A 26,158-nucleotide genomic window follows, 5' to 3' on the forward strand; every position below is an offset into this window, starting at 1 on the left:
GTCGGTTCCGTCGGTCCTACTGAGGAATGCTGGCGGTCTCGTTGCCAGCGACCACTGGCGAGGGCTCCGATCCCCCCTGAATGCTGGAGAGGCCGCGATAGATGTCCATCTGGATCGTCTCCGCGATGAAATGCACGGAGCCGTCGGCCATCATGAAATTGCCGCCTCCCTTGTGGTCGCTGCGGAAACTGCTGGTGCGATGGTTCCAAGGGATGCTCGACTGTGTTCCATTGCCAGCCCAGTCGATGCTGGGGCGGCAGAACATCATGCCCACCGGCTCATCCACCACCGTTTCCTTGATCGGATTTTGGTTGAGCGGCTCCAAGGTGCAGGCAAATATTCCGGTCAGCTTCAAATTTTGCTTAGACAGTCGATAGAGATTCGCGGGCATGGTCCAAAATTGGTATGCAGGCAGCTTCCGTCCCGGAGTGGTCGGATCATCTGTCGCGTCGACCGGCGCGCAAGTGCCGTAGAGACGGGTGGGATCGCTGGTCTTGCTGCACACTTGCCAGTTGGGGCCTTCGGCGCCCTCGCCCATGCAGAAGGTGTTCGAGAGTCCATCTCCCACCATGTTCTCGGTGCAGGTGAACTCGGCGCCGCCGAAGCCGGTCTCCACGGGGAGCGACGCGTCGAACATTCCGCGTTCTTGATACGTCAAGCCAGAGCCCAACGGCGCCTGCGGCTGACCGACGATGTCTGCCCAACTCAGTATTCGGCCCGCGGTCACGCACCAGGCATCGCCGACACCTTTGCAGAGCACGTAGTCGGTCACTCCAAACGAACTGCCAGTGGCGGCGCCCAGCGAAGCGACGATATCCGCCATGTACTGTTCAGTCGCGGGATTCTGCTTGTTGCCGTTCGCGGGGCAGATCAGCATCGGAATCGTGGCCGACATGATCGCCGGGGACTGGTCTTCCCAACTGGCGCGTGGATTGTAAAGCGAAGTCACCGTGGCCTGTTCAAAATAAGGACACAGTGAGAGGAACGCGTTGGTGTAGAAGCCGCCGCCGCCGGTATCGAGCTTGCCGTTGACAAAGCCGGGCGGATCACTGCCGCGGCCAAAAGTGAAGCCCGGCGGAAACGACCCAAGCGCCGTATGGTAGTTGTGCATGGAGATGCCAAGCTGACGCATGTTGTTGGTGCATTGCGCCCGCCACGCCGCCTGCCGCGCCGCCTGCACCGCGGGCAATAGCAGGGCGATCAAAATCCCGATGATCGCAATCACCACCAACAGCTCCACCAACGTGAAGCCACGATTACGCAAATGGGCGCGACTCATGGGCCACCTCTCAATTCGCGGTAGGACAGGCGAGATTTCGCCAAGTTCAGTCATCTAACGACGGTTGAATGCGAGCAGCGAACCATCGCGGATGATTCGCTTCGTTGATCGATTGCATGCTAACAGATGCAACCTGACTGGGTGAACATTATTCGTCAGAAAATCTGGCTGCCATCCCCACCTCGGCGGGGATGGCAGCCAGCAGCGTGCAGTCGGATCGCCTTACTACGAGCGACGGCGCAGCCCGAGGGCCAGGCCGATCATCCCCAAGGCGGCCAGCACCAACGATGCCGGCTCGGGGACCGGAACCGCCGCGCTGCCAGGGGTGAAGTTGTCGGCCCAAATGGTGTAGTCGGCGCCGTCGACCTTGCCGTCGCCGTTGAAGTCGCCTTGGGCGAATCCGCCAGCCTTCTGGAAGTTGTCGGCCCAGATGGTGTAGTCGGCGCCGTTCACAAAGCCATCGCCGTTGGCGTCGCCGGGCAGTTGCACCGAGCGCGTGGCGGTGATCCAGCCGCTCATGTCGATGCTGCCGATCACCACATCGTTCTGCTCAACGGGATTGGGGCTGAAAATATGGAACGTCAGCGTCTCGACGCCCCCGCTGGTGGTCAAACTGGCCAACTCGACGGTTTGATTGTTCGCATCGCCGGTGAGGTCGCCATCGCCCAGCGTCGAGCGAAATCCGCCTACGCCATCGCCGTTAATGTCTTCCACCCAACCCAGATTGAGTGTGTTGGGCGCCACGCCATCCTCAATGGTGCCTCCGAGAATCGCAATCTGAATGTTGTAGAACGCGGCTTCAACAAACGATGCGGTGCCGCCATAGACATCGTTGGCGCCCCCCTCATCGGTTGGATTGAAGGGGCTGTCGGGGCTGAACGCGCCGGCCATGATGCTGGTGCCCGATCCAAAGGTCAAAACGCCGCCAGACAAATCTGCCGTAATTGTGCCGCTGTACTGAGCGCTCAGCGACCCCGCCTTTTGTTCCAGGAAGGGGAAGCCAAACAAGTTGCCCGAGAGCGACAAAACGCTTTGTGATGGAACCAGGGTGTAGGTGACAGGGGCCGCCATGCTTTGCGTTGTGGCGCCAAGAACCGCGAGGCCAACCAAGACCGTGATAGCTCGATGCATGTGTTAATTTCCTCTTGCTGCGGGAATTTGATGGAGGTTGTCGACCATGCGCTGAAGCGCGTCAGCGCAAACTGCAAGCGGTGGAAATGGGGCGCAGCCGAGGCAACTACTACAAGTCGGGGCATCGAAGCCAGCAAACCGCTGGTAAGCGGCGTGTGGTTAATGGAATGCCGGCGAGCTGATCGCTGTCGAAACCGCGCCGCTCAAGCCAATCGCATTAGCGTTTTCCAGAGAAGGGACTTACGTGGCAGACCATCTGCCCACTGCCTGACCCAACACTTTCGTAGGCTAAGCAAATGGCCGCCGCGAGTCAAGAAAAATCACACCAATTGTCGCGAAAATCCAGTTAGATGACGCGATCACCGATGTCGGCCGACCGGATGGCGGTTTACCGGGCCACTGTCTCAGCCAACGCAAGAGAGGCCCGCCGCTCCCCAGTGAGAGCGACGAGCCTCTTTTTCTGCGCTCGCGGCGAGCCTGGTCGTCACCAGTTGAATTCGAGGCCAAGGTTCATGCCTTGCGCCCAAAAGTCGCTGTTCTTGAAATGGAACGCCGGCCGCGCGGCCCCCACCAACGAAGCGCCCCCGATTTGCGTTGGGTTTACCCCGGTGTCGATCTGCCGGCCGGCCTGCGCCACGCGACTCATGTACAGAAACGTGTAACCAAATCGGGCGCGGATGTTTTGACTGAGGCAGTACGTGAGGTTGAACTGCAGTTCGGGCACCACGGTGAACCGATCACGCGAGTAGCGGCCAATGTTGCTCGGCAGCGCGAGCAGACTGCCTTGCTGCGTGTCGTTGCCAATGCCGGGCACCATCACCTTCGTCACGCCCGAGATGATCGCGGTCTCGTGAATGTTGCCCAGCGCGATCTTGCCCATCGCGTCCCAACCCCAGCGCCCCTGCTGGTTCTGGTACCACAAACCCAGTTCGCCGCCGTGGAAGGCGTTGCGCGTCAAGAACGACTCGCTGCCATAAACGGTCGTGCCAACCGGCACAAAACTGAAGGGATCGATGGAGATGGTGCGATCGCTGATCGACACCGATTCGTCGACCCGCAGGAAGCGATAACCATAGAGCAGGTCGAGCCGGCGCCGGTTCGACTTGAACAGCGCCTCGCGCACATAGGCCTCGGCGCCGATGAGGTCGTTCGACGTGCGAGCGCTCACCACCCCCTCGAGCACTCCCGGGAACGACACCACTTCCGAGTCGGGCGAGCCGGTCGATACGTTAAAAAACGGACGCGCGATGATCTGTTCGCCGGGCGAAAAGACGCCAAAGTGCGTGGCCGATCGGCCCAGCCCTAAGAAGCTGCCGCCGATGCCGATTTCCCGTGATTTGTCGAGCCAGATGCCGGCGTTGAGCCGACCGCCCGAGCGCATCCGCCCGTCTACCTTTTCATCGCCGAACAGCACCGATGTGGATGGCTGGCCGAGGATGCCGGCATTGTTGATCGCTGTTCCGGGCGTGCTGGTAGTGACGAGGGCCGGCAGATTGGCGCCCTTGCCCCACCACATCAAGTAATCAAACTGTCCCCAACCGTGTGGAATGATGAACGTCTCGCAGGCGCAGCAGCCGCAGCCAATGGGGTGCCCACTGTCGTAGCCCAGGTAGTCGGGACCGTAGTAATCGGGCCAGAGCGGTTCGCCTTCGTGGATGATCTGGCCGCCTTCGGCGATGGGCGCGGCCGGCGCGGCGACCGCTTCGCGCTGCGGAGCAGCGCCCGCGGCTGGCGCGGCGGGTTCGTTGGCCGGCAGCGTCTCTGGCTCGGAGGGCGCATTACCCGGCGGCTCGGCGCCCGGATCGTCCATGGCCGGCGCGTCTGGCGGGGCGGCCTCATCGGCGGCGGGCAAACCCGCTTCCGCTGCTGGCGCCTCCGCGTCGGGGATTTCGCTGGCTGGCAACTCCGGAATGGCTTCTTGCGCGTCGGTGCCTAGCGGCGCTTCCGTTTCTGACGTGGCGGGCGGCTGGGGCGCTTGGGCGAAGACCAAACCGGTCATCGTCACGAGCGTCAGCAACAAACCAGCGATACGAGCCTTCATGCCGAATCCCCCCAACACGTGCTCACCTGGCCGCTTGTCGCGCGGCCGACTGCATTGCGATTGCCCGACCACAACCGCGCGGTGATGGCCGTTAGCGATCGTATCGGCTAGTCCGGTCGGATCGAATGACGAGAATTTGCCGATTCTGCGGGGCGAACCGGCGGCAATTGCCCCTAAATCGGCGGCAAAGTCGCCGTGGTTCCACTAGCTTCTCGTTGAGGATCGCCAATTTGCTAGCTAGCTGGCGGCGAGACCGAACCGCCGTATCGCCATGTCGGCGATTTCTCGTCCGATGCTGATCGAAGCGGTCGCGGCTGGCGATGGGGCATTGAGCACGTGGATCATGCGATCGGCTGCGACGATGTGGAAATCGTCGACCAGCGAGCCATCGCGCGTCACCGCCTGAGCCCGAACTCCGCAGCCGCCCGCCGCCAGGTCGCCAGCTTGCAATTCGGGAACCAACTTCTGCAGCGCGCGGACAAACGCCCGCTTGCTCCAGGAACGATGCAATTCCTCACAGCCGGTCCGCCAATAGCGGCTAGCCATGCGCCAAAATCCCTGGAATCGGGCCAGCGCCAGCGCGTCGCGCGCGGAGAAGCTCAAGCGTCCGTAGCCCTCTCGGCGTAGCGCCAGTACGGCGTTCGGTCCGGCCTCGATGCCGCCGCCGATGCGGCGAGTGAAATGGACCCCCAAAAACGGAAACCGCGCGTCGGCGACCGGATAGATGAGATGCCGCACCAGATCGCGCCGCTCCGGCGCCAGGTCGTAGTATTCACCGCGAAATGGAATGATGCGCACGCCAGGATCCGCGCCGCACAAATGCGCGATGCGATCAGCCTGTAGGCCAGCGCAATTCACCAGATGCCTGGCTTGCACAACATCGTCGCCGGCCTCGATCGCCAACTCGCCGCCTAATTGCGCCACCTTGCGAACCTTCGCGCGTGCGCGAATCTCGCCTCCTTGTCGAGCAACGATCTCGGCAAACTGGTTCGCCACTCGCTTGAAATCGACGATGCCGGTTTCGGCCACCAGTAGCGCGGCGACGCCTGTCGCGTGCGGCTCGCGCTCCTTTAACTCCGCGGGGGTGATCCTGCGCATGCCGGTTAGGCCATTCGCGCGGCCGCGGCGCTCGAGTTCGGCCAGCGCCGGCAGCTCGGAGTTGCCGGTGGCCACGACCACTTTGCCACATCGATCAAAGGGCAGGCCGTGCTCCGCGCAAAACCGATACATCAGCTCGCGGCCGGCGATGCAGTTCCGCGCCTTGTGCGAGCCGGGCTTGTAGTACAGGCCCGAGTGAATCACGCCACTGTTATGGCCGGTTTGGTGTATGGCCAGTTCGGCCTCGGCTTCCAGCACCACCACCTTGGCCCGCGTCGACTCGCACAGCGACATTGCCGTCGCTAGCCCAACGATGCCTCCGCCAACAATCGCGACATCGAATTGCGGCATGGGAATTCCTATCCGAGTTCATAATCGACGGACAAGTGGCCGCCAGAACTGTACGCCATCGACTCGCGAAACGGCAGCCCCTCTGCTCCAATGAGTCGAAACGTGCCGGCTCGGCGAACTTGTCATGGCGAAGCTGATCTTTGGTTGCGGATATTTGGGCGCCCGAGTCGCGCGACTGTGGCAGCAGCGCGGCGAGCAAGTGCATGCCGTGACTCGATCCGCCGAGACCGCCAGTCGATGGCGGTTCGCTGGTCTTTCGCCGATTGTGGCCGATGTCACCCAGCCCGCTTCGCTCCGCGACTTGCCACTCGCCGACACCGTGCTTTACGCCGTTGGGCACGATCGCGCGGCTGCCCCGACCATGCACGAGGTGTACGTTGCAGGTTTGACCAATGCGCTGGCGGCGCTTGCCAGTGGCATTGGGCGGTTTATTTACATCAGTTCCACGAGCGTGTACGGGCAGACCGACGGCAGTTGGGTCAACGAAGATTCCCCCTGCGAACCGCGCCGCGAGAATGGCCGCCTATGCCTGCAAGCCGAAACGTTGCTCGCTCAGCATCCGCTGGGGCGCCGCTCGGTGCGATTGCGACTGGCGGGCCTCTATGGTCCAGGGCGAATTCCGCGCGCCTCGGCGATCTTGGCGGGCGAGCCGATTGCCGCGCCCCAGCGCGGGCATTTGAATCTCATTCATGTCGACGACGCCGCGCGCGTAGTGCTGGCGGCGGAAGAATTAGCAGTCCCACCGGCGCGGCTCTACACTGTGTGCGACGACCTACCGGTCGTTCGCGCGTGCTATTACGAAGAGATGGCCCGTTTGCTTGGCGCCCCGGCGCCGACATTCGCGCCGCCGCCGCCCGACTCGCCCGCGCGCAGGCGTGCCGAGACCGATAAGCAAGTGAGCAACTCGCGACTGCGTCAGGACATTGACATTCAATTGAAATTTCCCACGTATCGCGAGGGCCTGGCCGCCATCGTGCGGGAGGCCGGCGCCAATGCGACCGGCGAAAATCGATAACGAGTCCATTACGTCACAATCCAAGGAGCGCACATGATTCATGTACTGGCGACCATTCGCTTACACCCCGGCCGTCGCGCGGCGTTTCTGCAGGAATTCGCGAAACTCGTGCCGCTGGTGCATGCGGAAGCAGGCTGCATTGAGTACGGCGCGGCGATTGACACAATCACCAAAATCCCGGCGCAAATCAACCTTGGCGCCGATGCGGTCATGGTGGTGGAGAAATGGGAGAACGTCGCGGCGCTGGCGGCCCACTTAGCAGCGCCTCACATGAACGAGTATCGCGCGCGAGTCAACGATTTCGTCGATCGGGTCGACTTGCAGATACTCGAGCCCGCCAAGTAGTGGTCGATGCGGCCACGCCGCCTGAATCACGACATTACTGAAGCAGTGGACCCAACATGAGAACGCCGCTCTTTCGCCACGTGCCCGCCATGTCCGAACTGCTCGAACATCCCACGCTTAAGCAGTTGGTGAATCAGATCAGCCAGCACGGTTTGGTCGCCAAGACGCGCGTCGTGCTCGACGAGGTGGGCGCCGAGTTGCAGTCCGCGGCGCAAGGCGCTCAGTTCCCGTCGGTCGCGGAGCTGGCCGATCGCATCGCGCGACGCATCCGCCAAGACCAGTCAACACGATTGCGGCCGGTCATCAACGCCACCGGCGCTCTGCTCAACTCGGCGATTGGAGGCTTGCCGTTGGCCGATTCCGCCATCGAGGCCATGGTCTTGGTGGCGCAAGGCGGGTCTCGCCTCGATTCCGCCCACGGCGAGGCAACGCCGCGCGCCGAAGCGGCGCCGGCGCTGTTGTGCGAGCTGACCGGCGCTGAAGCGGCGCTGGTGGTGAACAACCAGGCGGGCGCGCTGCTGCTCGCTCTGTCGGCATTGGCTCATGGTCGCGAAGTCCTTGTCGCGCGTGGCGAACTGCCAGAAGTCGCGCCCAATCTTCCCATGGCCGAATTGGTGCGAGCCAGCGGCGCGCGGCTCCGCGAGGTTGGCGCAACGAATCGGGTGAGTATCGACGACTATCGCAGCGCCATCGGCGAGGCGACCGCGATGCTGTTGACGGCGCATACTAGCGCTTTCCAGATGATCGGCGATGTGGGACAACCGCGACTCGCCGACCTGGTCGCGCTGGCCAAAGAGCGCCGATTGCCAGTTGTTCATGAGTTGGGCGCCGGCTCGCTCATGGATTTGGCGCCGCTGGGGTTGGCTGCTGTTCCAGTCGCGGCCGACAGCGTTCGCCACGGCGCCGAGTTGGCGATCCTGGGCGGAAGGGCCTGGGTCGGAGGTCCGTGTTGCGGAATTCTGGTTGGCCGTCAAACGACGATCGAGACGCTGGCGAACCATCCATTTGCCAACGCGCTTCGCCCGGACCCGGTGAAGTTGGCCGCGCTCTGCGCAACGCTTGCGTTTTACCAACGCCCAGAGCTGGCGCGGCGCGAAATCCCGTTGTTGCGGCTGCTCGACACGCCGCTCGACAATCTCCGGCTGCGAGCCAGTCGGCTGGCTGAACAAATCGACGCTTGTCCAGACATCGCCCGCGCCTACGCCTTCGAAGGCGCCGCCGACGTCGGCGGCCACGGCTTGCCCGACCAACAATTACCGGCCTGGTGCATTGGCGTGGAGCCGCATCATTTGTCGATGGAGCAATTCGTCAACGCGCTGCGCCATGGTATGCCGGCGGTGGTTGGCCGACTTGACGAAGGGCGATTGCTTCTTAATCTGCGCAGCGTGGCGCCCGGCCAGGATCAGGAACTCGTGCAGGCAGTGATCCATGCGGCGCGCCCAGCCGCCGAGCGAGGGCGCCGCCAATAGGCTTTCAGCCATGCAGCCATTTCAAATCAGGCTCAAAGATCTGTTGCTGGCCTGCGTGTGGTTCTCGCTTTCCTTTTTGTCGCTGGCCACCAGCGCCGCAACGCGGAACGGCCCTCGATTGCTCTTGCTTTCGCTGTCCTGCTTGTTCGCGGCGATTGGCGTAGGCACACTGCTGCGCAATTGGAGCGTCGCGTTCTGGCTGATGGTCTTGTTGTGGTTTGCTGTGTTCTACCTGGTGCTGCCACGACTCGACTGATTGCTTGCGGGCACGCCGGTTCGGCAGTAACATTCTCACGATTCACACCGTTTGGCGTCTGGCTGGGAGCGATGGCAATGGCCAAGAAAGTTCGCGTGGCGATCATTGGTTTAGGTTTTGGCGCGGAGTTTATTCCGATCTACCAAAATCATCCACACGCCGAGATGTACGCCATTTGCCAGCGGTCGCCCGACAAACTCAAGCAGGTGGGGGACGCGTTTGGCGTCTCGGCGCGCTACACCAATTTGGATGACGTGCTGGCCGATCCCCAGGTCGATGCGGTGCATATCAACACGCCCATTCCCGATCATGCGCCGCAAAGTCTCAAGGCGCTCAAGGCGGGCAAGCATGTCGCCTGCACGGTGCCGATGGGCACAACGGCCGAGGAGTGTTGCCGGCTTGTCGAGGCCCAGCGCGCCAGCGGCAAGAACTACATGATGATGGAGACGGTCGTCTACAGCCGCGAGTTTCTCTTTGTCAAACAATTGTACGAGAGCGGCAAGATGGGGCGCTTGCAGTTTCTCCGCGGTTCGCATCAGCAGGAAATGGCGGGCTGGCCCGGATATTGGGAAGGTCTGCCGCCCATGTGGTACGCCACCCACTGCGTGAGTCCTTGTTTATGTCTGCCCAACAAGCGCGCCGAATCGGTCGTTTGCCATGGCTCGGGACGCATCAGTGAGCAACTGATTTCGAAGTACGGCTCCCCTTTTGCCGTGGAGACTGCCACGATCAAACTGGCCGATTCTGATCTGGCCGCGGAGGTGACTCGCAGCTTGTTCAATACGGCCCGCCAATATATCGAGAGCTTCGACGCTTATGGCGAGTTGGCGACCTTCGAATGGACGCGGATTGAACATGAGCCCGCTGTGCTGCACTATGGCGAAAAGCCGCAGCGCGTCGAGATCCCCGACTTCGCGAACTTGCTGCCCGCCGGGATTCAAAAATTCACCACGAAGGGGGTCTACGACGCCGACGAAGCACAGCACCTGTCTTTCATTCAAGGGTCAGGGCATGGCGGCTCTCACCCGCACTTGGCGCACGAGTTCGTCATGTCGATCGTCGAAAATCGGGCCCCCCGTCCCGACGCGGAAACCAGCGCCAACTGGACCATGACCGGTATCTGCGCGCACGAGTCGGCGATGAAGGGCGGCGATCGAGTGGTGATCCCCACACCGTAATTTTCTTGGCGGCGGCACGAAAGCCCGCCTGAGCGCGGCAAAAAAAAATCGCGGAGGCCACCCGGTGCGGCCTCCGCGATGGAACGATATTGCCGGACACGGTCTAAAGTTCGGCGGCGACTCGGCGATGTCGCCTCGCCACTATCAGCGCGACGCCAAGCACGCCCACAGACAGCAGCGCGATGCCGGATGGCTCGGGCACGGCGATAGCGCCGCCTGCTTTGTTGTTCTCGAAGTCATATCGAATCTTGATGGGATCGCCCAGCGAGCCGTCTGCCTTTTGCGGCCAATAGCTCAACTCAATGGCGGACGGCAAGAAGCTGAAGACCTCCTGCGGTACGCCGATGGCCCAGCCGCGCGTGGCATAACTGGAGATCTGGAGATCTTCGAATTTCCACTCCAGGTAGCGCTGGTTCTCTTCATTGTTGCGCGTCACGCTGAGCGTGGCTTCCCGGATGTTCTTGCCGCTCAATGACGCCAACAACAGCTTGGGAGACGCTTGGCTGATGATCGAACGGAATTGCGGCGCCAGCACCCAATCGGGACTGCCGCCTTGGCCTCCTCCGCCACCGGTTTCAGGGTCGAGTTGGACTTTGAGCGCGAACTCCTTGATCTCAATCGCGTTTTCATAACCTTCTGCAGTCGATCCGCCCTGGATGCCATCGACCTGCAGGAACAATCCGGCACGCGCCAACGCAGTGCAGCCCAACAGCGCGCACCAAAAGAATAAGCAACGCTTGAACATCATTGTCGTTCCTTCCAAGATATTGATCGGTCATGCGAATGGTCGGCGACATTGCCGACCAACGGACGCCGAGTCGGAGCGTAGCGCGTGAAACGGGCAAACAGCCGCGATAAGAGATTGCGGCGGCCCTGGCGCCTGCCTGACAGTTGATCCAGGGCGATCAGAAAGCGAACGACTCTACTCGGCGGTCGAACAACCAACAACCGTCAGTAGCAGTCTCCAGGGCCAGATCGGGGCCAGTGTTCGCTGAAGCGCACGTTGTTGTAGCCCGACGCCGATGGATGTCAAGTACTCTCCTCGGCGCCGCGCGCTGAAGCTCCGTAGTCAGGCATCAGGTCCAGTAAAGCACAGACTATGCCGCGCGCAGCAATTCGCTTGCCGCGCCGGGTGATGGCGAATTCGAATCGCGACGAACTCGCAGCGCTGCCCACGCCGCGATCAGCATCGGCAACAAGAATTGCGGCAATTGTGAAAGCAGTGTGGCGGCGCCAACTCCAAATCCAATCGCGAGCCGGCCCTTGCCAGGCCCGGTGGGCGGGATCAAATCGGCATGAAACAAGCCCGCCAACACGGCCACGAGCGCGCCTGCGACCACCAACCAGCTCCAATGAATTCTCGCACGCCGACCCAGCCCCGCAAACAACAGCACCGCGACGGCCGGAGGCACAACACCGCTCGCAAACAATAAACTCCACGCGGTGTACATCAGCGCGGCAGGCCATTCGGTAGCCGACCGGCCATTGAAGCGGTAGTTGTCGCCAAGCGCTATCGGCAACATCGCGGCGATGGCAAACGCGACAAGAAAGAAGGCGATCCAGGCCACCATCAGGATGGGAATGGGCGCGACGACAAACGTGAGAATGGGGTGCCGCCCGAAGAAGCTGCGCCGACGGAATTCGCCAGCCGCCGCCGTTGCCAGTTCGTCGCACGAACCAATCTGCCCTAACACGATGCGTTGATTGTGAGCGTCCTTGCTCATCGGAGTGTTCCTGTTTCGGATGAGATCCTCGATATGATCGGCCAGCTCATCCGTGAGCCGGTCAATATAGGCTGGCGGCAATCCGCGCCGCTGCAAGTCTTTGGTCAACTCGTCAAGCAATTGCTGGCTGTCCATCCTGCTCTCCTAGCAAGACCTGCCCAATGGCCGCAGCGACCCTGCGCCAGCTCGCCGTCGATTCCGCAAGTCGCTTGCGCCCCGCCGGCGTCACTCGGTACACCACCCGATTTCGCCCGCCGACGACCTCGCGACGGCTCGCCAACGCCCCCTCGGCTTCGAGGCGATGCAACACGGGATACACGCAGCCTTCCCCAAATTCCAGGGCCTGTGCGGTCCCGCATTCAATGGCGCGCACCAGTTCGTATCCATACATGGAACGGCGTGCCAAAAGCTGCAAAATCAGCAACTCGGGCACACCGTTCAAAAAATCGGTGTTCGTGCGTGTTCGTTTCAACTTGCTTGCCCAACGAAGATCAGTTTCAGTGCGAGTTCGGCTTATACCTCGCAGTTCGATGTATGCCAATACTAATCGGACGAAGAGCTTGCAAAACTTGATCAAGTTGCTTGTCCCGTACGACTGCCGCAACGTCAATTGGTAAGTGGCGTGCGCTGCCCGTGCAACTTGACCGTGCGCCCACCGCTGACTACAAACGCAATTCCAGCCTTTGCTCTGCCCGCCTCATGTGGTCGCGCGTCAATGCAGCGATTCCTTCGACGCCAGTTTCCAAGACTTCGCCAAGGCACATTGTTGGCGTGCGCCGCGGCCTATTTGGCCACGACGCTTGGCGTCCCGGCGCCGGTCGTGACCAGGCTGGCAACTGACAACAAGCCGTTTCCATGCCAAGGTCACCACTGCGGGTGTCGCTCGGCAGAACAGTGCGCCCAGCGATGTTGTTGCTTTACCCGCGCGCAGCAGAGGGCCTGGTACGCGGCGAATGGGCGCACAGCGCCGTCATCGGTCGCGGCGGCTTCGGATACAAAGCGCGAAAAACAACCCGGCAGTTGCTGCCAGGTTCGTCAGCGCCTGGCCGGTCGGCAGACCAGCGTTCTGGCAAGTCGCTGGGTGCTGTCAGTCGGCGCTAGCAAGTGTCAAGGGTTGGTTAGTTTTTGGCTGACCGCCGGCGCAGTATTGCCGCCGCCAGCGCCTGTCGATCATGACATTATTCAACTTGCGTGCGCTTGGCTCTCGTCGCACAACGATGTGAGCATGTCCCCGATTGCCGATCCTCCCGTCCCGCCACCGCGACTTGAGCGCGCCTAGCTCGTCGTCGTCCGTCTGCCTGCAATGGCTCGTGGCGCTATGCTGCGCCATCGCTTTTGGTGGTAGCGGTCTCTACTTCCAATTGCTTCACATCGATGCGCTTGCGCGCCTCCGGCGCGCTTGCTGGGAGGATCGGCCATGCCTCGCCGAGGTTTCACGCTCGTCGAGCTGCTGGTGGTTGTCGCCATCATTGGGCTGTTGATCGGTTTGATGCTGCCAGCGGTGCAATCCGCGCGTCAAGCGGCCGATGCGACACGCTGCGCCAACAATCTGCATCAAATTGGCATTGGTCTGACGCTGTTTGCCGGCGCGCGCGGCGGCTACTTTCCGCAAACGCATCATGCCACGCTCGACCCCAATCAGGTGAAGTCGTGGGTCCATACTCTGGCGCCGTTCATCGAAAGCGTAAATGAGATCCGAGTGTGTCCACGCGATCGCGAGGCCGATGAGTGGCCACAGCAAGCCGAGACGACTAGCTACGTGATTAACGAGTACATCGCGATTCCGGGACCAGATGCCCAGCGCAATCTGCACAAGATGAAGGACACCTCGCACACCATTACGGTGTTCGAGGGGTCCGACGACCGCTATCGACTAGCCAAATCAAGCGAGCAGAGCCTGCTCAACTACGAGCATGCCCACCCTTCGCTCTGGTTCTCGAAGCGAAACATCCAGCGCAAGCTCGTCTGGTACAGCTTGATTTCCGAAGTTCAGCCTGATCGACATTGGTCGAGCTATGTCGAGGACAAGTCGCAAGGCGTGGCGCACTATCTGTACGCCGACGGTCATGTTGAAACCATGGCCGGCGACGCCGTCAAAGGCTTCGCCGATCGGGGCGAGAACTTCGCCAAACTCAATCCCTAATCCGCAATAGCTTCCGAGAAACGCTAATGAGCTGAATCGACGTCGTCGTTCGCGTATCGAGCGACGATGGACCGCTCATTGATGAAATCCACCTGGCGCTGAGCCAACCCTTTCGTTCGCCGCGCCGGATATGCGTTCACCTGGAGACATTGCGATGAATTATCGATCCTTTCGCTTGACTTGTTTGACCCTTCTCCTCACCGCTGTTTGCGGTCGCCAACTTGCGGCACACGGGATCCATGTGCAGTACCACGCCACTGGCAACACGCTTGCCCCGAATCAACAGACTTATTGGGGAGAAGAAGCTCATTTTGAGCCCGTGGTTCTCTCGGGCGTCAACAAACTCCGCTTTCAGGCTGGTTTTGGCATCCATAGCCCTGCCGATGGCATTGCCGACGGCACGACCACCAGCTTCGATGTGACGGGCGCCGCGCATTCCAGCTCCGGTTATGCCGGACAGGCGCTGATCTACTGGAACGGCGCCAACGTGGCGTCATCGCCAGTCGCCGTCGAATTGCGGCGTTCGACCTTCAGCATGCTGGTCGATCCCAGCGACACCTTTGCCCCGGGACTGGTGATTGGCGACTACAACGCCGCACAGGCTGATTGGCACGGAACCGTCAATTTCTATCTACCTGAAGACGCGCCCGCTGGTCTCTATGCGGTCGGGTTCCGAGTCAAGTCGCCAAGCTACGCGACGTCCGACATTTTCTGGGTGATCGGCAACAACGGCCTGACAGATGACCAATACGCCGCCGGCGCCGCCGCTATTCTTGCCGCGGTCCCAGAGCCTGCGGGGCTGTCCACGCTTGGGTGTGGCCTATTGTTGCTGGGCGCCGCACTCTGGCAGCGCACACGTGCCTGATTTCGAAATTCCGTGCCACGCGCGGCCAACAGGCCGCATGTCAAACAATCAAGACCCGAGATGAGACTTTGCCATGCTGCGATCAACGTGTTTAGCTCTCGTATACGTCCTTAGCGCGACCGTCTTGGCGGCGGCGCATGGACTGCCCGTCATGATTACCGCAGACAGTGGCCAGCTAGCCACAGACAAGAACATTTACACCGCCACAATGGAGTCGTTGGGGGGACTGCTTTACCAAAGCGAGCTACCCGGCTTTGGAGTGCAATCGGCCGCCAGCGGAGTGCCGTCGGGCAAGTCGATCTCCTTCAATGTGGTGGACAACTTGTTCTATTGGTCAGCCGGAGCGCTCAGCGAAGCGCCTCTCCCCTTGACCATCGAGAACGAAGCAGCGGATGCGGTCGACATCGACCACGACACACTTTTCCAGTCGGGCCTGATGATCGGCGCTTACAACGGCGCCACCGGCTGGCATCAGCACCTGTACTACACCTTGCCGTCCAATGCCCCCGTCGGCGTGTACGCCGTGGTGCTGCAACTCACCGCGCCGGGACTCGATACGTCATCTCCGTTTGTGCTGGCGTTCAACCGTGGGGAAACGGCTGGCAATTTCAGCGCGGCCGTCGCCGCGATTGGACAAACACAATTTGGAACGCCGGGCGATGCGAATCTCGATGGCCAGGTCGATGGCGCCGACTACACGATTTGGGCCGATCACTTTCAAAGCGTCGGCTCGCTTTCCGAGGGAGATTTCAATCGAGATGGCCAGGTCGACGGCGCTGACTACACGATTTGGGCAGACCACTTTATGCCGGCGTCCGCCGGCGTTCTGCCGATTCCAGAGCCATCGACATGGTTGCTGTCTCTGGCCGCCTTGATTTGCGTCACTCTCTTTCGCGTTCGCTGACAAGCTGGCCGTTGATAATTGTGCCCACGCAATGGGTGGCGTATTCAAACGGATCGCCATCGTAGAGCGCCAGATCGCCGTCTTTGCCGACGACGATCGAGCCGACTCGGTCGTCGATTCCAAGCAGTCGGGCCGCGCTGGTGGTGATGGTGGCCAGCGCCTGCTCGAAAGAAAGCCCATTGGCCGCGGCTTGCGCGGCTTCGAATAGCACCACGCGCGTCTTGGGAACGTACGCTTCGTATCCGCTTTGCAACGCGACGGGGATGCCAGCCGCGACGAGCTTGGCAGCCGTCTCCATGCTCATGTTCTCGCGATCATGCATGGCGCGGGCCATCGTCGGATGAATGATGACCGGCACGCCGGCCTGTTTGATTTCATCAATCAACAGGTAAGACTCAGCGGCGCTGTCGAGCCAGAGCTTGATGTCGAACTCATCGGCCAAGCGCAGCGCGCTGGCGATGTCTTGAGCACGGTTGGCGGTGATCAACAGCGGCAACTCGCCGGCGAGCACGCGCGCCAACGTCTCCAGCTTCAGATCGCGCGCCGGAGGACTGTCGGGAGCCTTGGGTTTGTCGCCTTCCTTCTCGTCCCCCTCTTTCGTGTCATCGGCTGGCTTCTCGCCGGCTGGCTTCTCGCCGGCCGGCCTTTCGTTGGCGGCCTTGGCCTGCGCCTCTGCATGACGCTGATGACGGGCGGCGTATTCCTTGGCCTTGAGCAGTTCGGCCCGCAGCATCGACATCATCTTGCCGCGGGTGCCCGGCGACTTGGCGCCTTCCTTCATGGCGGAGTCGGCCAAGGTGGCGGCCACGGCCCGCGCATCGATCAGCAATTGGTCGGCGACGGTTGAACCATTGGTTTTCACAACCAGGGTCTGGCCGGAGATCAACTCGCCAGGCGCGTGGCCGGTGTGAATGGTGGTTACGCCAAAGCTGCGTACCCAGGCGATCAACTCGTCGCGGGCGTTGTAGGCGTCAATGGCGCGCAGTTCTGGCTGTATCGCGGACGAATGTTCGAGTTGATCCTGATCCTGCGGCTGATTCAGCATGCCCGACAGGCCGAGCGCGCTGTGCGCGTCGATCAAACCGGGAGTGACGACCTGCGCTGCGAGCACTCGATAACCGTCGGGGATATCGACCTTGGCCGCCGGACCCACGGCGGCAATCTTGCCATCGGTCACGACCACCACGCCGTTCTTGATTGGCGGTCCGGCCATGGTATGGATCGTCTTGCCGCGAACCGCGATTTGCGCATGGATCTGCGTGGGAACAACCCCAAACGCTGCCAGCAACGTCAAGATCACCGCCGTTGCCGAGACACGTCGGTCGCAAAGATTGAAGTCTTGTTGGCACAAATTGAGCAGGCTCATTCTTGGTCTCCCTGCTGCACGTCGTCATAGCAGCAAAGGTAGGGGGATTGATCGTGTCCCGCGCCGTACCCCCCCACCGCATAAAGGCGATCGGCAGGGTTGTTGCGATCGAACGCCCGGCGCCCTTCGACCCAGGTCTCCAAGACTTTGGCATAGACGCTCAAAGGGTCGCCACTGAGGATGACGAAGTCGGCGTCCTTTCCTGGAGCGAGCGAGCCAATTCGCTCTTGCAGGCCGAGCATCTCCGCGCCAGCGAGCGTCACCGCCTCCAGCGCGGCCTGACGCGGAAGCCCTGCCCTCGCGCCCATCGCCGCCGATCTGAGGAAGATGCGCGAATCGGTGATCCAGTCGTCGGTGTGATAAGCGACGCGCACGCCGGCATCGACCAGCACCTTGCCCGTGCGAAACGATATGTCGCGCGCTTCCAACTTCCCGCCGGGAGAATCGAGCAGGATGATGGAACAAGGGACTTTGGCGGCGGCGATCTCCGCCGGAATCTTCCAGCCATCGCTGACATGGTGCAGCACCACCGGAAAGCCAAACTCCTGCGACAGCCGAATCACGGTCATGATGTCGTCGTGGCGGTGTGTGTGATGATGCACGACCCGTTTGCCTTGCATCGCCTCGACGAGCGCTTCCAAATGCAAATCGCGATCGGGCATCTTTTCTGGGTCGCCCGCGGCGCGATTGATCTTGGCCTGATACTCGCGGGCTTTGATGTATTGTTCACGCACCAGGAAGGCCGATTTGCCGCGCGTGCCCGGAAACGGCGCGTCGCGCATCGAGTTGGTGCCGTTGGCCATCTTGAGGCCGCCCAGCGGTTGCTTGTTCTCACCAAGGATGAACAGATCGTCGATCTTGGCCGGACCGGGCGCGGCGAATCGCAACTTGGCATAGAGTGTTTGCCCGCTGATCAGATGCCCCGAACCGGGCATGATGTTGAGGGTGGTCAGGCCGCCGGCCAAGGCGCGCTTGAAGCCCGAATCGCGCACGTTGAGCGAATCGAAGATGCGGACCCCCGGTTGGATGGGTCCGCTGCCGTCGGCGCCCCCGATGCCGCCCACATGACTATGCGTGCAGATCAGTCCAGGCATGATGACGCGTCCGGCGACCTCAATACGTTCGGCGTCGGCGGGAATAGCCACCTCCGCAACGGGGCCAACGGCGACGATCTTGCCTCCCTCGATCAACAGCGAGCCCTTTTCGATCTCTGGCCCGGAGATTGTGATGATTCGCGCCCCCACGAACGCTTTGGGCGCCTCCGCGCTGGCGCGCGATGCGACGAGAAGCGGCAGCAAGATCAAAAGGCGGATGTTGTGTTTGGAATGGAGCATTCTATTCCTGCCGGGTGAGCGAATGAGCGCGCGAACAATTGCCACAGCAACTTACTTCGAGATGGCGTCCGATGCAAAAATTACACGGCCAGGTCACTGGGTCACGCGGGCAATGCTGCTTGATCGCATCGCGCGTTGTGCGCAGTAATCTCAGACAACGGCACTCAATGGGGCGCGGACGCGCGCTTTTGCCAATAGTCACGCGCCACATCGTAGGCGTCGGTGGCGATCATGTGCACGCCGGCGGCGACGCAAGCGTCCCAGTAGGCGGTGTTCCATCCATCGCCGCCAGTCCGCCGCCCCGGATTGACCGTGTAGATGCGCAGTCGATAACCACCGGCATCGGCGGCGGCGATCGCTTGGCGCATTCGTTCGACAGAGATGTGGTCGTCGCCGCGCGAACGTGGCGCGTCCATGAAATTCTGCTTCTCCAGGCTGATGAAGCGAACAAACCCGACTGGCTGCTGAGGGACGTAGGAAGCGGGATCCTCCTGCCATGAGCCGGGGCGCCCCGTGTCGTCTGAGAAGGCGATTAGCTCACCATCCGCCGGCACGCTGTCCCAATAGACTCGATGCGCGGCGCCAGTCCCCGAGAGACATACCGTGATCTTGCCGGGCTGGAAGTTCCCGGGATTGGACTTGGGGGCGCTGGAGAGCAGTTTGCGCTGAGCAGCGAGAACCGTGGCGACAGCGCTCACCAGATCGGGACTGGCCGACTTGAAATCGATGATCAAGGTATGGCCATCGTCAGGCGCTGCGCCCCATTTCTTCCAGAGAGGTGTGAGCAACTCGCCCAGTTCGGTCTCTTTTCCGGTGGGTTCGGCGTCGTGCGTGGCGATTGCCGCCCTGCGCGTCGGATCGTAGGTCACATCGACTTCGAGATGCTTGAGTCCCGAGTTGAGCGCGCGGTCGAAGCGGTCCTTGGGATAGAGTCGCCACGGATAGGCGTTGTGCGCGGCAAAGGGATTGTCGGCCGCGCTCGGTGCCGCGGCAAGACAGATCGCGCTGCGGAACAGGCTTGCGACAAGCACCAGGACGGACAACGTACGGCGCGGCGTTCCGATCATGCGTGTTGCTTCTTGATTGGGGTGTGCGGGGCAGGTAACCACAGGCGCCGCGAACCGGCTATTATGGCCGCAAGGCCTTGGCGACGATCTCGCGATCAAAGTAATTCACCGACATGCCCGCGTCCAACACAAGTTGGCTGGCGTTGATGCCGCTGGAACGGTGGCTGAGGAGAAACGCGACCGCATTGGCCACTTCTTCGGTCTCCAGCGCGCGCTTGCGGAGCGTGGCCTGTTCGGCATAGAGATAGGCGTCGACATAGCCCGGAATGCCGGCGGAGGCGGATGTCTTGAGCAGGCCCGGACAAACCGCATTGAAGCGCACGCGCGAGAATTGACTGAACGCCTTCGCCAAAAAGACAATCGCCGAATCGAGCGCCGCCTTGATTGGGGCCATGTAGCCGTAGTTTTCACTGGCCATCCGAGTGGTGGAAATCGAGATAGCGACGACCGAGGCGTCGGCGTCGAGCAGGTGTTCAAACGCCTGTGCGATGGCGATTAACGAGTAGCACGAGATATCGACTGAGCGCAGGAAATCTCGTTTGGATGTCTGGTGAAATGGTTTGAGACCATCTTCATAGCCGGCAAAGGCGATCGAATGCACGATGCCGTCCAAACGCTGGTGGCGCTGTGCAATTTGGTCGCGCAGCGCAGCAATCTGTTCCGGGAACTCGATGTCGCAAACGTGAATCTCGGCGTCGGGATCGGAGGCCGCAAGCAACTTGCGCAGCCCGGCTTGCCGCTCGGCGCTGCGGACCGAATAAATGACCCGCGCGCCAGCTTCGTGCAGCAAGCGACCAACATGAAAGGCGACGCTCTTTCGATTGGCGACGCCAAACACCAGGATGGTCTTGCCCGCCAACCCGAGAAAGTCCATCACGCCTGCTCCACATGGGCCAGTGTGCAAGCGAATTCAAATCGAACCGCGACCTTGCCTTCGCAGGTGACTTTGGCGTCAAGGAAAAAAGCCTCCGCCAATCGCTCTCTTAAGACGGCTTCGATCTCGATGGTGTCGCCGGGACGCACCACGCGTTTGAAACGCACATCGTTCATGCGCGTGGCGACGGGGACTTTGCCAGCGGCGGCCTCCGCGTGTCGCGACAACAGCACCGCGCCGGCCTGCATCGCCGCTTCGCACAGCAGAACGCCCGGTGTGATGGGCTGGCCAGGATAATGACCGGCGTAGAAATACTCCTCGCCAGTGAATCGCTTGCGGCACACAATCCGCGCGTCGTCGCATTCCACGATTTCGTCGATCAGGAGAAACGGCGGCCGATGCGGTATCGCCGCGAGAATCTGTTGCAGCGTCATGCCGTCACACCGTGGCTTCCATCGATGCGGCGGATTGCCTGGCCAAATAGGCGTCCACGTCGTTGGCGACAATGACGCCATAATTCACCGCCCCCAACCAGCCCGACATGATGATGCCCACGCTGCCGGCGTGATAGAGCCCGGCGACTTGCTCGGGCAGCGCGCGGCTGACGGCGAGCCCTTCGAATTTAGTGCCGAAGCTGGCGCCCGCCAGATGCCAGGTGTAGCGCTCAAAGGTGCGCGGCGTGGACGCTTCCGCCCAATCAAGTCGCTCGCGAATGCCGGGCACATATTCGGATACGGCTTCGATGGTCGTCTCCACGAGATCGGCCTTGCTGGCCTGATATTCTTCCTCGGAGAGATTGGCCCAATCGTCGTAATTGGCGTTGGTGCTGGAAACGATCAACGACCGATTGCTGCCCGGGCGCGTGCGGGGATAGTAGAACGAGTACGTGCGGCTGGTGACCTGGCGACTGAGCAACGACTCCGTGCGAAACAGCGGCGCTTTGGAGCTGAACAGCAGGTCGCCGCACGCTTCATCCAGCTCGTCGCCCGGTTTCAAAGCCATATAGACCTGACAACTTGAGTTGTTGAGCCGTACGGCGCGGGCTTCGTCGATGAATTTGCGATCGAGATGCTCCTCGCCTACGAGCCGGAAAATGGTGCTCTTGAGATTGGCGTTGGAGACGACCGAGCGAGCGCGGATGGTTCGTCCGTTGACGACCACGCCAGCGACCTTGCCATGGCGGACCAAGACGCGCTCGACAGCCGCGCGAATACGGACATCAACTCCGTTGCGGGCCAGGTCGTCGCGCATCAGGCCAATCAAGCGATCGGTGCCGCCTTGAAAGGTGTAAACCCCCTTGGACATGAAGTTCGAGAACACGATGCCGTAGGCTACCGCGGGGTCTTCCAGCGTCGAGCCGTTGGCATAGGTGATCGGCTCCATCAATAGGCGAATCACGTCTTCGCGGCCTGGAAAGAATTTCTCAAACAACTGCCCGACGTTCATGGATTGATCGTCGTAAAAATTGAGGCCGCGGGCATAGTCGAAGAACGCCTGCACCTGCTCGGCGGGCACGCCAAAATGCTCGATCATCAACCGCGTGAAGTCTTCGCGTGTAAAACTGGTGGTGAGCGAGAACATCGGATTGTCGTAACGAATGTTCTTGAGCTGCACGATGGAATCGGCGATTTCGCTGGTCCAGTAACGCTTGCAGCTTTTGATCATGCCGACAGGGAAACCGTGCAGCGAGATGTCGAAGATGTGGCCGCCGCGGCGCTTGAACCAGGTGGCCATGCCGCCCAGTTGATAATGATGCTCAAGCAACAGGACTGAATTGCCTGCTTTGGCCAAGGTATTGGCGGCGGTGAGACCAGCCAAACCCGAGCCGATGACGACGACGTCGTACTCGTCGCGGACGCCCTTGAGAAAGTCTTTCGGCATGGTGGGCCTACTTGAGAAGGTAGCGGTTGGCGATGGAGATGCCGGAGATCAGTGTACCAACGATGCCGACAAATCCTTGATCCGTGCCGCAAATAAAGAGATTGTCGAGATGCGTGCGGCCGTCGTAGTGCTTTTCCGGCGAGCCGTAGATCGCGCCGTTGTCGTGCCCTGTGTAGCGGCGCACGGTGGTCGGCGTGAACATGTCGGTGTCGATGGCGGCAAAGCGGAAGTCCGGAACAAAGCGGACGGCCGATTCGATCATGCGATCGTAGACAGCGAGCTTCTGCAGCCGATACTCGCTCTCGGGGAGCGCGTTCCACTGGTCGAAGTTGGCCAGATTGGTGACGCGAATCATTCCTTCCGCCAGCGGTTCGTCGTAGACAAAGTTGTTCGGCATGCAGATCACGCCGCTGCGATGATCGGCCAGCGTGGCGGGCTTTTGCCAGTCGAACTTTTCCGAGTCGTTGAAGAATACGATGGTGTCATTAATGTCCAGGGCGCTTGGCTGACGATCGAGAACGGAGATCGACTCGATAAATGAGAGTTGTCCTGCTGGCTGGCTCTGCTCGGCGCTGACATCGTCGCAGAGTCGCATGGTCTCCAGCCAACCGGCCGACGAGAGAATGTTCCGGCCCTCGATGCGCGTGCCGTCGTCGAGCAGCACAGCGCCGGCGCGACAATCTGCGACGTGAATGCGATTGACGCCGGAGCGCAACCGCAACTCGCCCCCCAGCCCTTTGAACTTGCGGACCAGATTCTTGAGTATCAAGCGGACGCCGGCCAGCGGCCGCGCGAATCCTTCCAGAAAGATACTGCGAAACATAATGGAAAATTGCCCCCACTCCATGTCGTTCTCGCGGGCACTGCCGTAGTACATGAGCGGACAAAAGAGCATCTCGACCAGCAGCGGATCGCGGATAATCTGATTCACGCGAGCGCGGGCCGACTGCTCGGCGCCCGCCAGATCGAGATCGTCGTAGTCGATGATTTCTTGCGAGAGTTTGCGGAAGTTGTCCTTTTCTCGCGGGAATGCCCGGGCGACTTCTTCCGCCAAATGCTCAAAGTCGTTGTCAAAGCGCAGGCGCACGCCAGGGAATGCGATCGACGACCCGCGCTGCGGCGCCAGCGCGAAATCGTCCCACGAAAACCGGAGCTGGCGCAGCATCTTGGCCAAAGGCCCCTTTTTGGCGCCTTTAGGCAGGTAGTTGGTGATGGCGTGCAGGCCGACGTCGTAGTTGCGCGAACCAATGCGATAAAACGAATTCAGCCCACCGATCGTGGTGTGGCGTTCCAAAATGCAAACGCGCTGGTCGTAGTACGCCAGGCGAATCCCCGCCGCGAGGCCCGACATGCCGGCGCCGATGATGATCGTGTCGTACATGAGCCGGCGGAATCCGTGGACCAGGGAAACGGAGCAAGCCCACGAGCGGCGCGCGTGGGCTTGCGAGTAGCTGTGGATGGTGGAGGGCGAATCAGACTTTTTGCAGTTCGCGCATCAGGGGTTCGAGGTAGGTGACCGTGGTGTCCATGCTGCGCAGCTCGACATAATCGTCTTCGGGCACCTGCACGCGGTACTTTTTGCGCAGCTCCATCACGATGTCCAAAAAATCCATGCTGTCGAGCTCAAGCTGCTCGCGAAACGGCACGTCGTCCTTGAGTTCGCTCAGATCTTCATCTGGGGCGATGTCGGTGAGGATGTCGAGAACCGCATCGCGGATTTCGTCGCGAGTCATGCTAGGGCTCCAGCCTTTCTCTATTCAGACGCGTTTGACGATGAGCACCGAATTGATGCCCAACATGCCGAAGGAGTTGTTGAGAATATAATCGACGCGATGCAGCTCGCGCGGTTCGCCTGTCACCAGCCCACGCACCTCGCACTCGGGATCAAGCCGATCGACGTTGATGGTGGCATGACACACACGGTCGTTGAACGACGGCAAATTGCCCGCCAGTTCCAATGCGCCGGAGGCGCCCATGGTGTGGCCGATGAAGCTCTTGGAGTTGTTGATCGCGGCGCGCTGCTCGCCAAACACGCGGCGCAGCGCCTGGCATTCCTGCGCGTCGCCGGCGCCAGTGCCGGTGGCGTGCGTGCTGACAATGTCGATCTCGTCCGCTGCAATGCCGGCGCGCCGCAGGGCCAGTTCCATGCACTCGGCTTGGCGCTCGGAGTTGGGCAACACAAAATCGGTGGCGTCGCTGTTGATGGCATAACCAGCGATTTCGCCAATGATTTTGGCGCCACGCAGTTTGGCGTCTGTCAGCCGTTCCAGCACGTAGAGGCACCCTCCTTCGGAGACCACGATGCCATTGCGATCAACATCAAAGGGGCGCGAGGCCTTGGCCGGGTCTTCGTGTTTGGCGAGCGCGCCTTGGCTGGCGAAGCTGGCGAAGATGCCAAACGTGCGCACGCTTTCGGAAACGCCGCCTGCAAGCGCCAGATCGCATTCGCCCAGCCGCAGCATTTGCGCGCCCTGGATGATGCCCGCGTTGCCCGCCGCGCACGCCGCGCCAATCGTGTAATGCGGGCCCGTGATGCCGAGGTTGAGCGAAATCTCGCCGGCCGGATTGTTGGCCACCGTGCGCGGATTGTGGTGGTGCGACCAGAACTTGGTGTCGTAGTCGTACCCTTTGATTTCATAAATCTCGTTCTCGGTTTCGACGTTGCCATGCTCGGTGACGCCGACATAGATGCCGACTCGAGCGCGGTCGACGTTGGGCCAGTCAATGCCCGAGTCGAGAATCGCCTCGTGGGCACAGTAGATTCCCACCCCCCCCGCTCGGGTGCCGCGCCGCACCTCCTTCTTCTTTTGATAGCGCAACTCGTCGAAGTCGCAGATGCCCGCTAGCGTGGTCCCCACATAGCGAATGTCGTACTCCACGACGCCGCTTTGGCCCGCCAAAAGCGCAGTGCGAAACTCGTCGAGCGAGTTGCCGTTTGGGGCAGTCAGGCCGACGCCGGTGATGACGATCCGTTGTGAATCGGGCAGCGCGGAAGGCATGAGGCGGAGGGGAAAGGGAACAATCCGTGTCGATAGGCGGTGAAGCCTATCGAACCTACCGATTTAGTCCCCGTTTCGCAAGCGGCGCGAGTCGCGCAGCCCCCCACCGATGGAGGCAGTGCCAGCTAAAAGATGCCCAATTGGTCGCGGGCGTCTTCGGTCATGCGATCGGGAGTCCAGGGAGGGCTCATCACCAGTTTGACATCGACGGCGCCGGCGCCTTCCATTGCGCCCACCACTTGCTTGGCCTGGGCCACCAGTTGCGGACCGGCGGGGCAGGCGGGGCTGGTGAGCGTCATGTCGATTTCGATGTTCGTCTTGTCGTCGACTTCGGAAGTGCGCACTTCATAGACCAGGCCCAGGTCGACCACGTTGACAAACAACTCGGGATCGACGACCTGTTTGAGCGTCTCGCGAATGTTTTCTTCCACTACCGGCATGTCAATCACCGCTTTCTTCGCGTCCCAGGGAATTGCGGCGCTCGGCCGCGCCAGCTTGCTGCAAAAATTCTCTCATTTCGTGAGCCGTACGAAAACCTCGTCCCCTTCAATCTTCACTTCATGCGCCACCGTGGGACGTGTGGCCGGCAACGCGAGCACGCGGCCATCGCGCACGTCGAACCGCGCGCCGTGCCGAGGACAGATGATGGCGTAGCCGTCAAGCTCTCCATCCGCCAAGGGGCCGCCATCATGCGTGCAAATGTCGTCAATGGCGTAGTAATGTCCGGCGGTATGGATCAATGCCACCATCCGGTCTTCGACCTCCACGACTTCCTTGCCAGGATCGGGGACATCGGTCACCTTGGCGACGCGATGGAACTGATGTTGAGTCATGGAAG

At 61.3% G+C, this 26,158-nt stretch carries 26 protein-coding genes; 8 read left to right on the top strand and 18 right to left on the bottom strand.

Annotated features, from left to right (window positions below):
- Positions 1-16: 16 nt before the first annotated feature.
- The 4 genes from K1X71_02580 to lhgO all read right to left on the bottom strand — a co-directional run bounded on the left by K1X71_02580 (position 17) and on the right by lhgO (position 5,900).
- Complete coding sequence (locus K1X71_02580; GenBank protein MBX7072008.1) at positions 17-1,279, bottom strand: DUF1559 domain-containing protein; 1,263 nt, start codon at positions 1,277-1,279, stop codon at positions 17-19.
- 225 nt (positions 1,280-1,504) lie between these two features.
- Entirely contained in the window at positions 1,505-2,410 is a 906-nt protein-coding gene (locus K1X71_02585) for a PEP-CTERM sorting domain-containing protein (GenBank protein ID MBX7072009.1), read from the bottom strand.
- A 484-nt stretch (positions 2,411-2,894) separates the two neighbouring features.
- Complete coding sequence (locus K1X71_02590; GenBank protein ID MBX7072010.1) at positions 2,895-4,451, bottom strand: BBP7 family outer membrane beta-barrel protein; 1,557 nt, start codon at positions 4,449-4,451, stop codon at positions 2,895-2,897.
- Positions 4,452-4,688: 237 nt separating this feature from the next.
- Entirely contained in the window at positions 4,689-5,900 is a 1,212-nt protein-coding gene (gene lhgO, locus K1X71_02595) for an L-2-hydroxyglutarate oxidase (protein ID MBX7072011.1), read from the bottom strand.
- A gap of 124 nt (positions 5,901-6,024) precedes the next feature.
- On the opposite strand from lhgO, the gene K1X71_02600 reads away from it, so the two are divergent.
- From K1X71_02600 to K1X71_02620, 5 genes are all read left to right on the top strand, one after another.
- Positions 6,025-6,915 (top strand): SDR family oxidoreductase, encoded by an 891-nt coding sequence (locus K1X71_02600; protein MBX7072012.1) that lies wholly within the window; start codon positions 6,025-6,027, stop codon positions 6,913-6,915.
- Positions 6,916-6,948: 33 nt separating this feature from the next.
- The gene (locus K1X71_02605; GenBank protein MBX7072013.1) at positions 6,949-7,260 is read left to right on the top strand and encodes an antibiotic biosynthesis monooxygenase; all 312 of its coding nucleotides are present in this window, start codon (positions 6,949-6,951) and stop codon (positions 7,258-7,260) included.
- A gap of 56 nt (positions 7,261-7,316) precedes the next feature.
- A complete protein-coding gene (gene selA, locus K1X71_02610) occupies positions 7,317-8,729 on the top strand; it encodes an L-seryl-tRNA(Sec) selenium transferase (protein ID MBX7072014.1) in 1,413 nt (470 codons plus the stop codon).
- 10 nt (positions 8,730-8,739) lie between these two features.
- Positions 8,740-8,985, top strand: a complete 246-nt coding sequence (locus K1X71_02615) for a hypothetical protein (GenBank protein ID MBX7072015.1) — start codon at positions 8,740-8,742, stop codon at positions 8,983-8,985.
- Between the two features lie 77 nt (positions 8,986-9,062).
- Positions 9,063-10,163 carry a Gfo/Idh/MocA family oxidoreductase gene (locus K1X71_02620; GenBank protein MBX7072016.1) on the top strand — a complete coding sequence of 367 codons (1,101 nt, stop codon included), beginning with the start codon at positions 9,063-9,065 and terminating at the stop codon, positions 10,161-10,163.
- 103 nt (positions 10,164-10,266) lie between these two features.
- Here K1X71_02620 and K1X71_02625 read toward each other — a convergent pair whose 3' ends face one another.
- The 3 genes from K1X71_02625 to K1X71_02635 form a co-directional block, all read right to left on the bottom strand.
- Complete coding sequence (locus K1X71_02625) at positions 10,267-10,911, bottom strand: type VI secretion system tube protein Hcp (protein MBX7072017.1); 645 nt, start codon at positions 10,909-10,911, stop codon at positions 10,267-10,269.
- Between the two features lie 349 nt (positions 10,912-11,260).
- Entirely contained in the window at positions 11,261-12,022 is a 762-nt protein-coding gene (locus K1X71_02630) for a hypothetical protein (protein ID MBX7072018.1), read from the bottom strand.
- Positions 12,000-12,359: a PadR family transcriptional regulator gene (locus K1X71_02635; GenBank protein MBX7072019.1), complete on the bottom strand. Its 360-nt coding sequence runs from the start codon at positions 12,357-12,359 to the stop codon at positions 12,000-12,002. Before K1X71_02635 ends, K1X71_02630 begins: the two co-directional genes overlap by 23 nt.
- A 945-nt stretch (positions 12,360-13,304) precedes the next feature.
- Here K1X71_02635 and K1X71_02640 point away from each other — a divergent pair.
- The 3 genes from K1X71_02640 (at position 13,305) to K1X71_02650 (ending at position 15,799) form a co-directional block, all read left to right on the top strand.
- Entirely contained in the window at positions 13,305-14,030 is a 726-nt protein-coding gene (locus K1X71_02640) for a DUF1559 domain-containing protein (protein ID MBX7072020.1), read from the top strand.
- Positions 14,031-14,184: 154 nt separating this feature from the next.
- Positions 14,185-14,895 carry a hypothetical protein gene (locus K1X71_02645; protein ID MBX7072021.1) on the top strand — a complete coding sequence of 237 codons (711 nt, stop codon included), beginning with the start codon at positions 14,185-14,187 and terminating at the stop codon, positions 14,893-14,895.
- Positions 14,896-15,046: 151 nt separating this feature from the next.
- The gene (locus tag K1X71_02650) at positions 15,047-15,799 is read left to right on the top strand and encodes a dockerin type I repeat-containing protein (protein MBX7072022.1); all 753 of its coding nucleotides are present in this window, start codon (positions 15,047-15,049) and stop codon (positions 15,797-15,799) included.
- Here the strand turns inward: K1X71_02650 and K1X71_02655 are convergent.
- The 11 genes from K1X71_02655 to K1X71_02705 form a co-directional block, all read right to left on the bottom strand.
- Positions 15,777-17,165: an amidohydrolase family protein gene (locus K1X71_02655; GenBank protein MBX7072023.1), complete on the bottom strand. Its 1,389-nt coding sequence runs from the start codon at positions 17,163-17,165 to the stop codon at positions 15,777-15,779. The two genes, K1X71_02650 and K1X71_02655, sit on opposite strands and share 23 nt — an antisense overlap.
- Positions 17,162-18,499: an amidohydrolase family protein gene (locus tag K1X71_02660; GenBank protein MBX7072024.1), complete on the bottom strand. Its 1,338-nt coding sequence runs from the start codon at positions 18,497-18,499 to the stop codon at positions 17,162-17,164. Before K1X71_02660 ends, K1X71_02655 begins: the two co-directional genes overlap by 4 nt.
- 164 nt (positions 18,500-18,663) lie before the next feature.
- The gene (locus K1X71_02665) at positions 18,664-19,566 is read right to left on the bottom strand and encodes a hypothetical protein (protein MBX7072025.1); all 903 of its coding nucleotides are present in this window, start codon (positions 19,564-19,566) and stop codon (positions 18,664-18,666) included.
- Positions 19,567-19,627: 61 nt separating this feature from the next.
- Entirely contained in the window at positions 19,628-20,440 is an 813-nt protein-coding gene (locus K1X71_02670) for an SDR family oxidoreductase (protein ID MBX7072026.1), read from the bottom strand.
- Positions 20,440-20,874 carry a beta-hydroxyacyl-ACP dehydratase gene (locus K1X71_02675; GenBank protein ID MBX7072027.1) on the bottom strand — a complete coding sequence of 145 codons (435 nt, stop codon included), beginning with the start codon at positions 20,872-20,874 and terminating at the stop codon, positions 20,440-20,442. The genes K1X71_02670 and K1X71_02675 overlap by 1 nt, the downstream gene beginning before the upstream one ends.
- Before the next feature lie 4 nt (positions 20,875-20,878).
- On the bottom strand, positions 20,879-22,321 hold the full coding sequence (locus tag K1X71_02680) for an FAD-dependent oxidoreductase (protein ID MBX7072028.1): 1,443 nt from the start codon (positions 22,319-22,321) through the stop codon (positions 20,879-20,881).
- Between the two features lie 7 nt (positions 22,322-22,328).
- Positions 22,329-23,702: an NAD(P)/FAD-dependent oxidoreductase gene (locus tag K1X71_02685; GenBank protein ID MBX7072029.1), complete on the bottom strand. Its 1,374-nt coding sequence runs from the start codon at positions 23,700-23,702 to the stop codon at positions 22,329-22,331.
- Between the two features lie 91 nt (positions 23,703-23,793).
- Entirely contained in the window at positions 23,794-24,054 is a 261-nt protein-coding gene (locus K1X71_02690; GenBank protein MBX7072030.1) for an acyl carrier protein, read from the bottom strand.
- Between the two features lie 24 nt (positions 24,055-24,078).
- The gene (locus K1X71_02695; GenBank protein MBX7072031.1) at positions 24,079-25,320 is read right to left on the bottom strand and encodes a beta-ketoacyl-[acyl-carrier-protein] synthase family protein; all 1,242 of its coding nucleotides are present in this window, start codon (positions 25,318-25,320) and stop codon (positions 24,079-24,081) included.
- Between the two features lie 125 nt (positions 25,321-25,445).
- Positions 25,446-25,760 (bottom strand): metal-sulfur cluster assembly factor, encoded by a 315-nt coding sequence (locus K1X71_02700; GenBank protein MBX7072032.1) that lies wholly within the window; start codon positions 25,758-25,760, stop codon positions 25,446-25,448.
- Positions 25,761-25,832: 72 nt separating this feature from the next.
- Entirely contained in the window at positions 25,833-26,153 is a 321-nt protein-coding gene (locus K1X71_02705) for a non-heme iron oxygenase ferredoxin subunit (GenBank protein MBX7072033.1), read from the bottom strand.
- Positions 26,154-26,158: the final 5 nt, after the last annotated feature.

It is taken from the genome of Pirellulales bacterium (genome assembly GCA_019694455.1).
In the GTDB taxonomy this organism is placed as follows: Bacteria; Planctomycetota; Planctomycetia; order Pirellulales; family JAEUIK01; genus JAIBBY01.

Coding starts and splice junctions, on each gene's coding strand:
- K1X71_02580 (MBX7072008.1), bottom strand. CDS start 1,279: ATGAGTCGCGCCCATTTGCGTAATCGTGGCTTCACGTTGGTGGAGCTG.
- K1X71_02585 (MBX7072009.1), bottom strand. CDS start 2,410: ATGCATCGAGCTATCACGGTCTTGGTTGGCCTCGCGGTTCTTGGCGCC.
- K1X71_02590 (MBX7072010.1), bottom strand. CDS start 4,451: ATGAAGGCTCGTATCGCTGGTTTGTTGCTGACGCTCGTGACGATGACC.
- lhgO (MBX7072011.1), bottom strand. CDS start 5,900: ATGCCGCAATTCGATGTCGCGATTGTTGGCGGAGGCATCGTTGGGCTA.
- K1X71_02600 (MBX7072012.1), top strand. CDS start 6,025: ATGGCGAAGCTGATCTTTGGTTGCGGATATTTGGGCGCCCGAGTCGCG.
- K1X71_02605 (MBX7072013.1), top strand. CDS start 6,949: ATGATTCATGTACTGGCGACCATTCGCTTACACCCCGGCCGTCGCGCG.
- selA (MBX7072014.1), top strand. CDS start 7,317: ATGAGAACGCCGCTCTTTCGCCACGTGCCCGCCATGTCCGAACTGCTC.
- K1X71_02615 (MBX7072015.1), top strand. CDS start 8,740: ATGCAGCCATTTCAAATCAGGCTCAAAGATCTGTTGCTGGCCTGCGTG.
- K1X71_02620 (MBX7072016.1), top strand. CDS start 9,063: ATGGCCAAGAAAGTTCGCGTGGCGATCATTGGTTTAGGTTTTGGCGCG.
- K1X71_02625 (MBX7072017.1), bottom strand. CDS start 10,911: ATGATGTTCAAGCGTTGCTTATTCTTTTGGTGCGCGCTGTTGGGCTGC.
- K1X71_02630 (MBX7072018.1), bottom strand. CDS start 12,022: ATGGACAGCCAGCAATTGCTTGACGAGTTGACCAAAGACTTGCAGCGG.
- K1X71_02640 (MBX7072020.1), top strand. CDS start 13,305: ATGCCTCGCCGAGGTTTCACGCTCGTCGAGCTGCTGGTGGTTGTCGCC.
- K1X71_02645 (MBX7072021.1), top strand. CDS start 14,185: ATGAATTATCGATCCTTTCGCTTGACTTGTTTGACCCTTCTCCTCACC.
- K1X71_02650 (MBX7072022.1), top strand. CDS start 15,047: ATGATTACCGCAGACAGTGGCCAGCTAGCCACAGACAAGAACATTTAC.
- K1X71_02655 (MBX7072023.1), bottom strand. CDS start 17,165: ATGAGCCTGCTCAATTTGTGCCAACAAGACTTCAATCTTTGCGACCGA.
- K1X71_02660 (MBX7072024.1), bottom strand. CDS start 18,499: ATGCTCCATTCCAAACACAACATCCGCCTTTTGATCTTGCTGCCGCTT.
- K1X71_02665 (MBX7072025.1), bottom strand. CDS start 19,566: ATGATCGGAACGCCGCGCCGTACGTTGTCCGTCCTGGTGCTTGTCGCA.
- K1X71_02670 (MBX7072026.1), bottom strand. CDS start 20,440: ATGGACTTTCTCGGGTTGGCGGGCAAGACCATCCTGGTGTTTGGCGTC.
- K1X71_02675 (MBX7072027.1), bottom strand. CDS start 20,874: ATGACGCTGCAACAGATTCTCGCGGCGATACCGCATCGGCCGCCGTTT.
- K1X71_02680 (MBX7072028.1), bottom strand. CDS start 22,321: ATGCCGAAAGACTTTCTCAAGGGCGTCCGCGACGAGTACGACGTCGTC.
- K1X71_02685 (MBX7072029.1), bottom strand. CDS start 23,702: ATGTACGACACGATCATCATCGGCGCCGGCATGTCGGGCCTCGCGGCG.
- K1X71_02690 (MBX7072030.1), bottom strand. CDS start 24,054: ATGACTCGCGACGAAATCCGCGATGCGGTTCTCGACATCCTCACCGAC.
- K1X71_02695 (MBX7072031.1), bottom strand. CDS start 25,320: ATGCCTTCCGCGCTGCCCGATTCACAACGGATCGTCATCACCGGCGTC.
- K1X71_02700 (MBX7072032.1), bottom strand. CDS start 25,760: ATGCCGGTAGTGGAAGAAAACATTCGCGAGACGCTCAAACAGGTCGTC.
- K1X71_02705 (MBX7072033.1), bottom strand. CDS start 26,153: ATGACTCAACATCAGTTCCATCGCGTCGCCAAGGTGACCGATGTCCCC.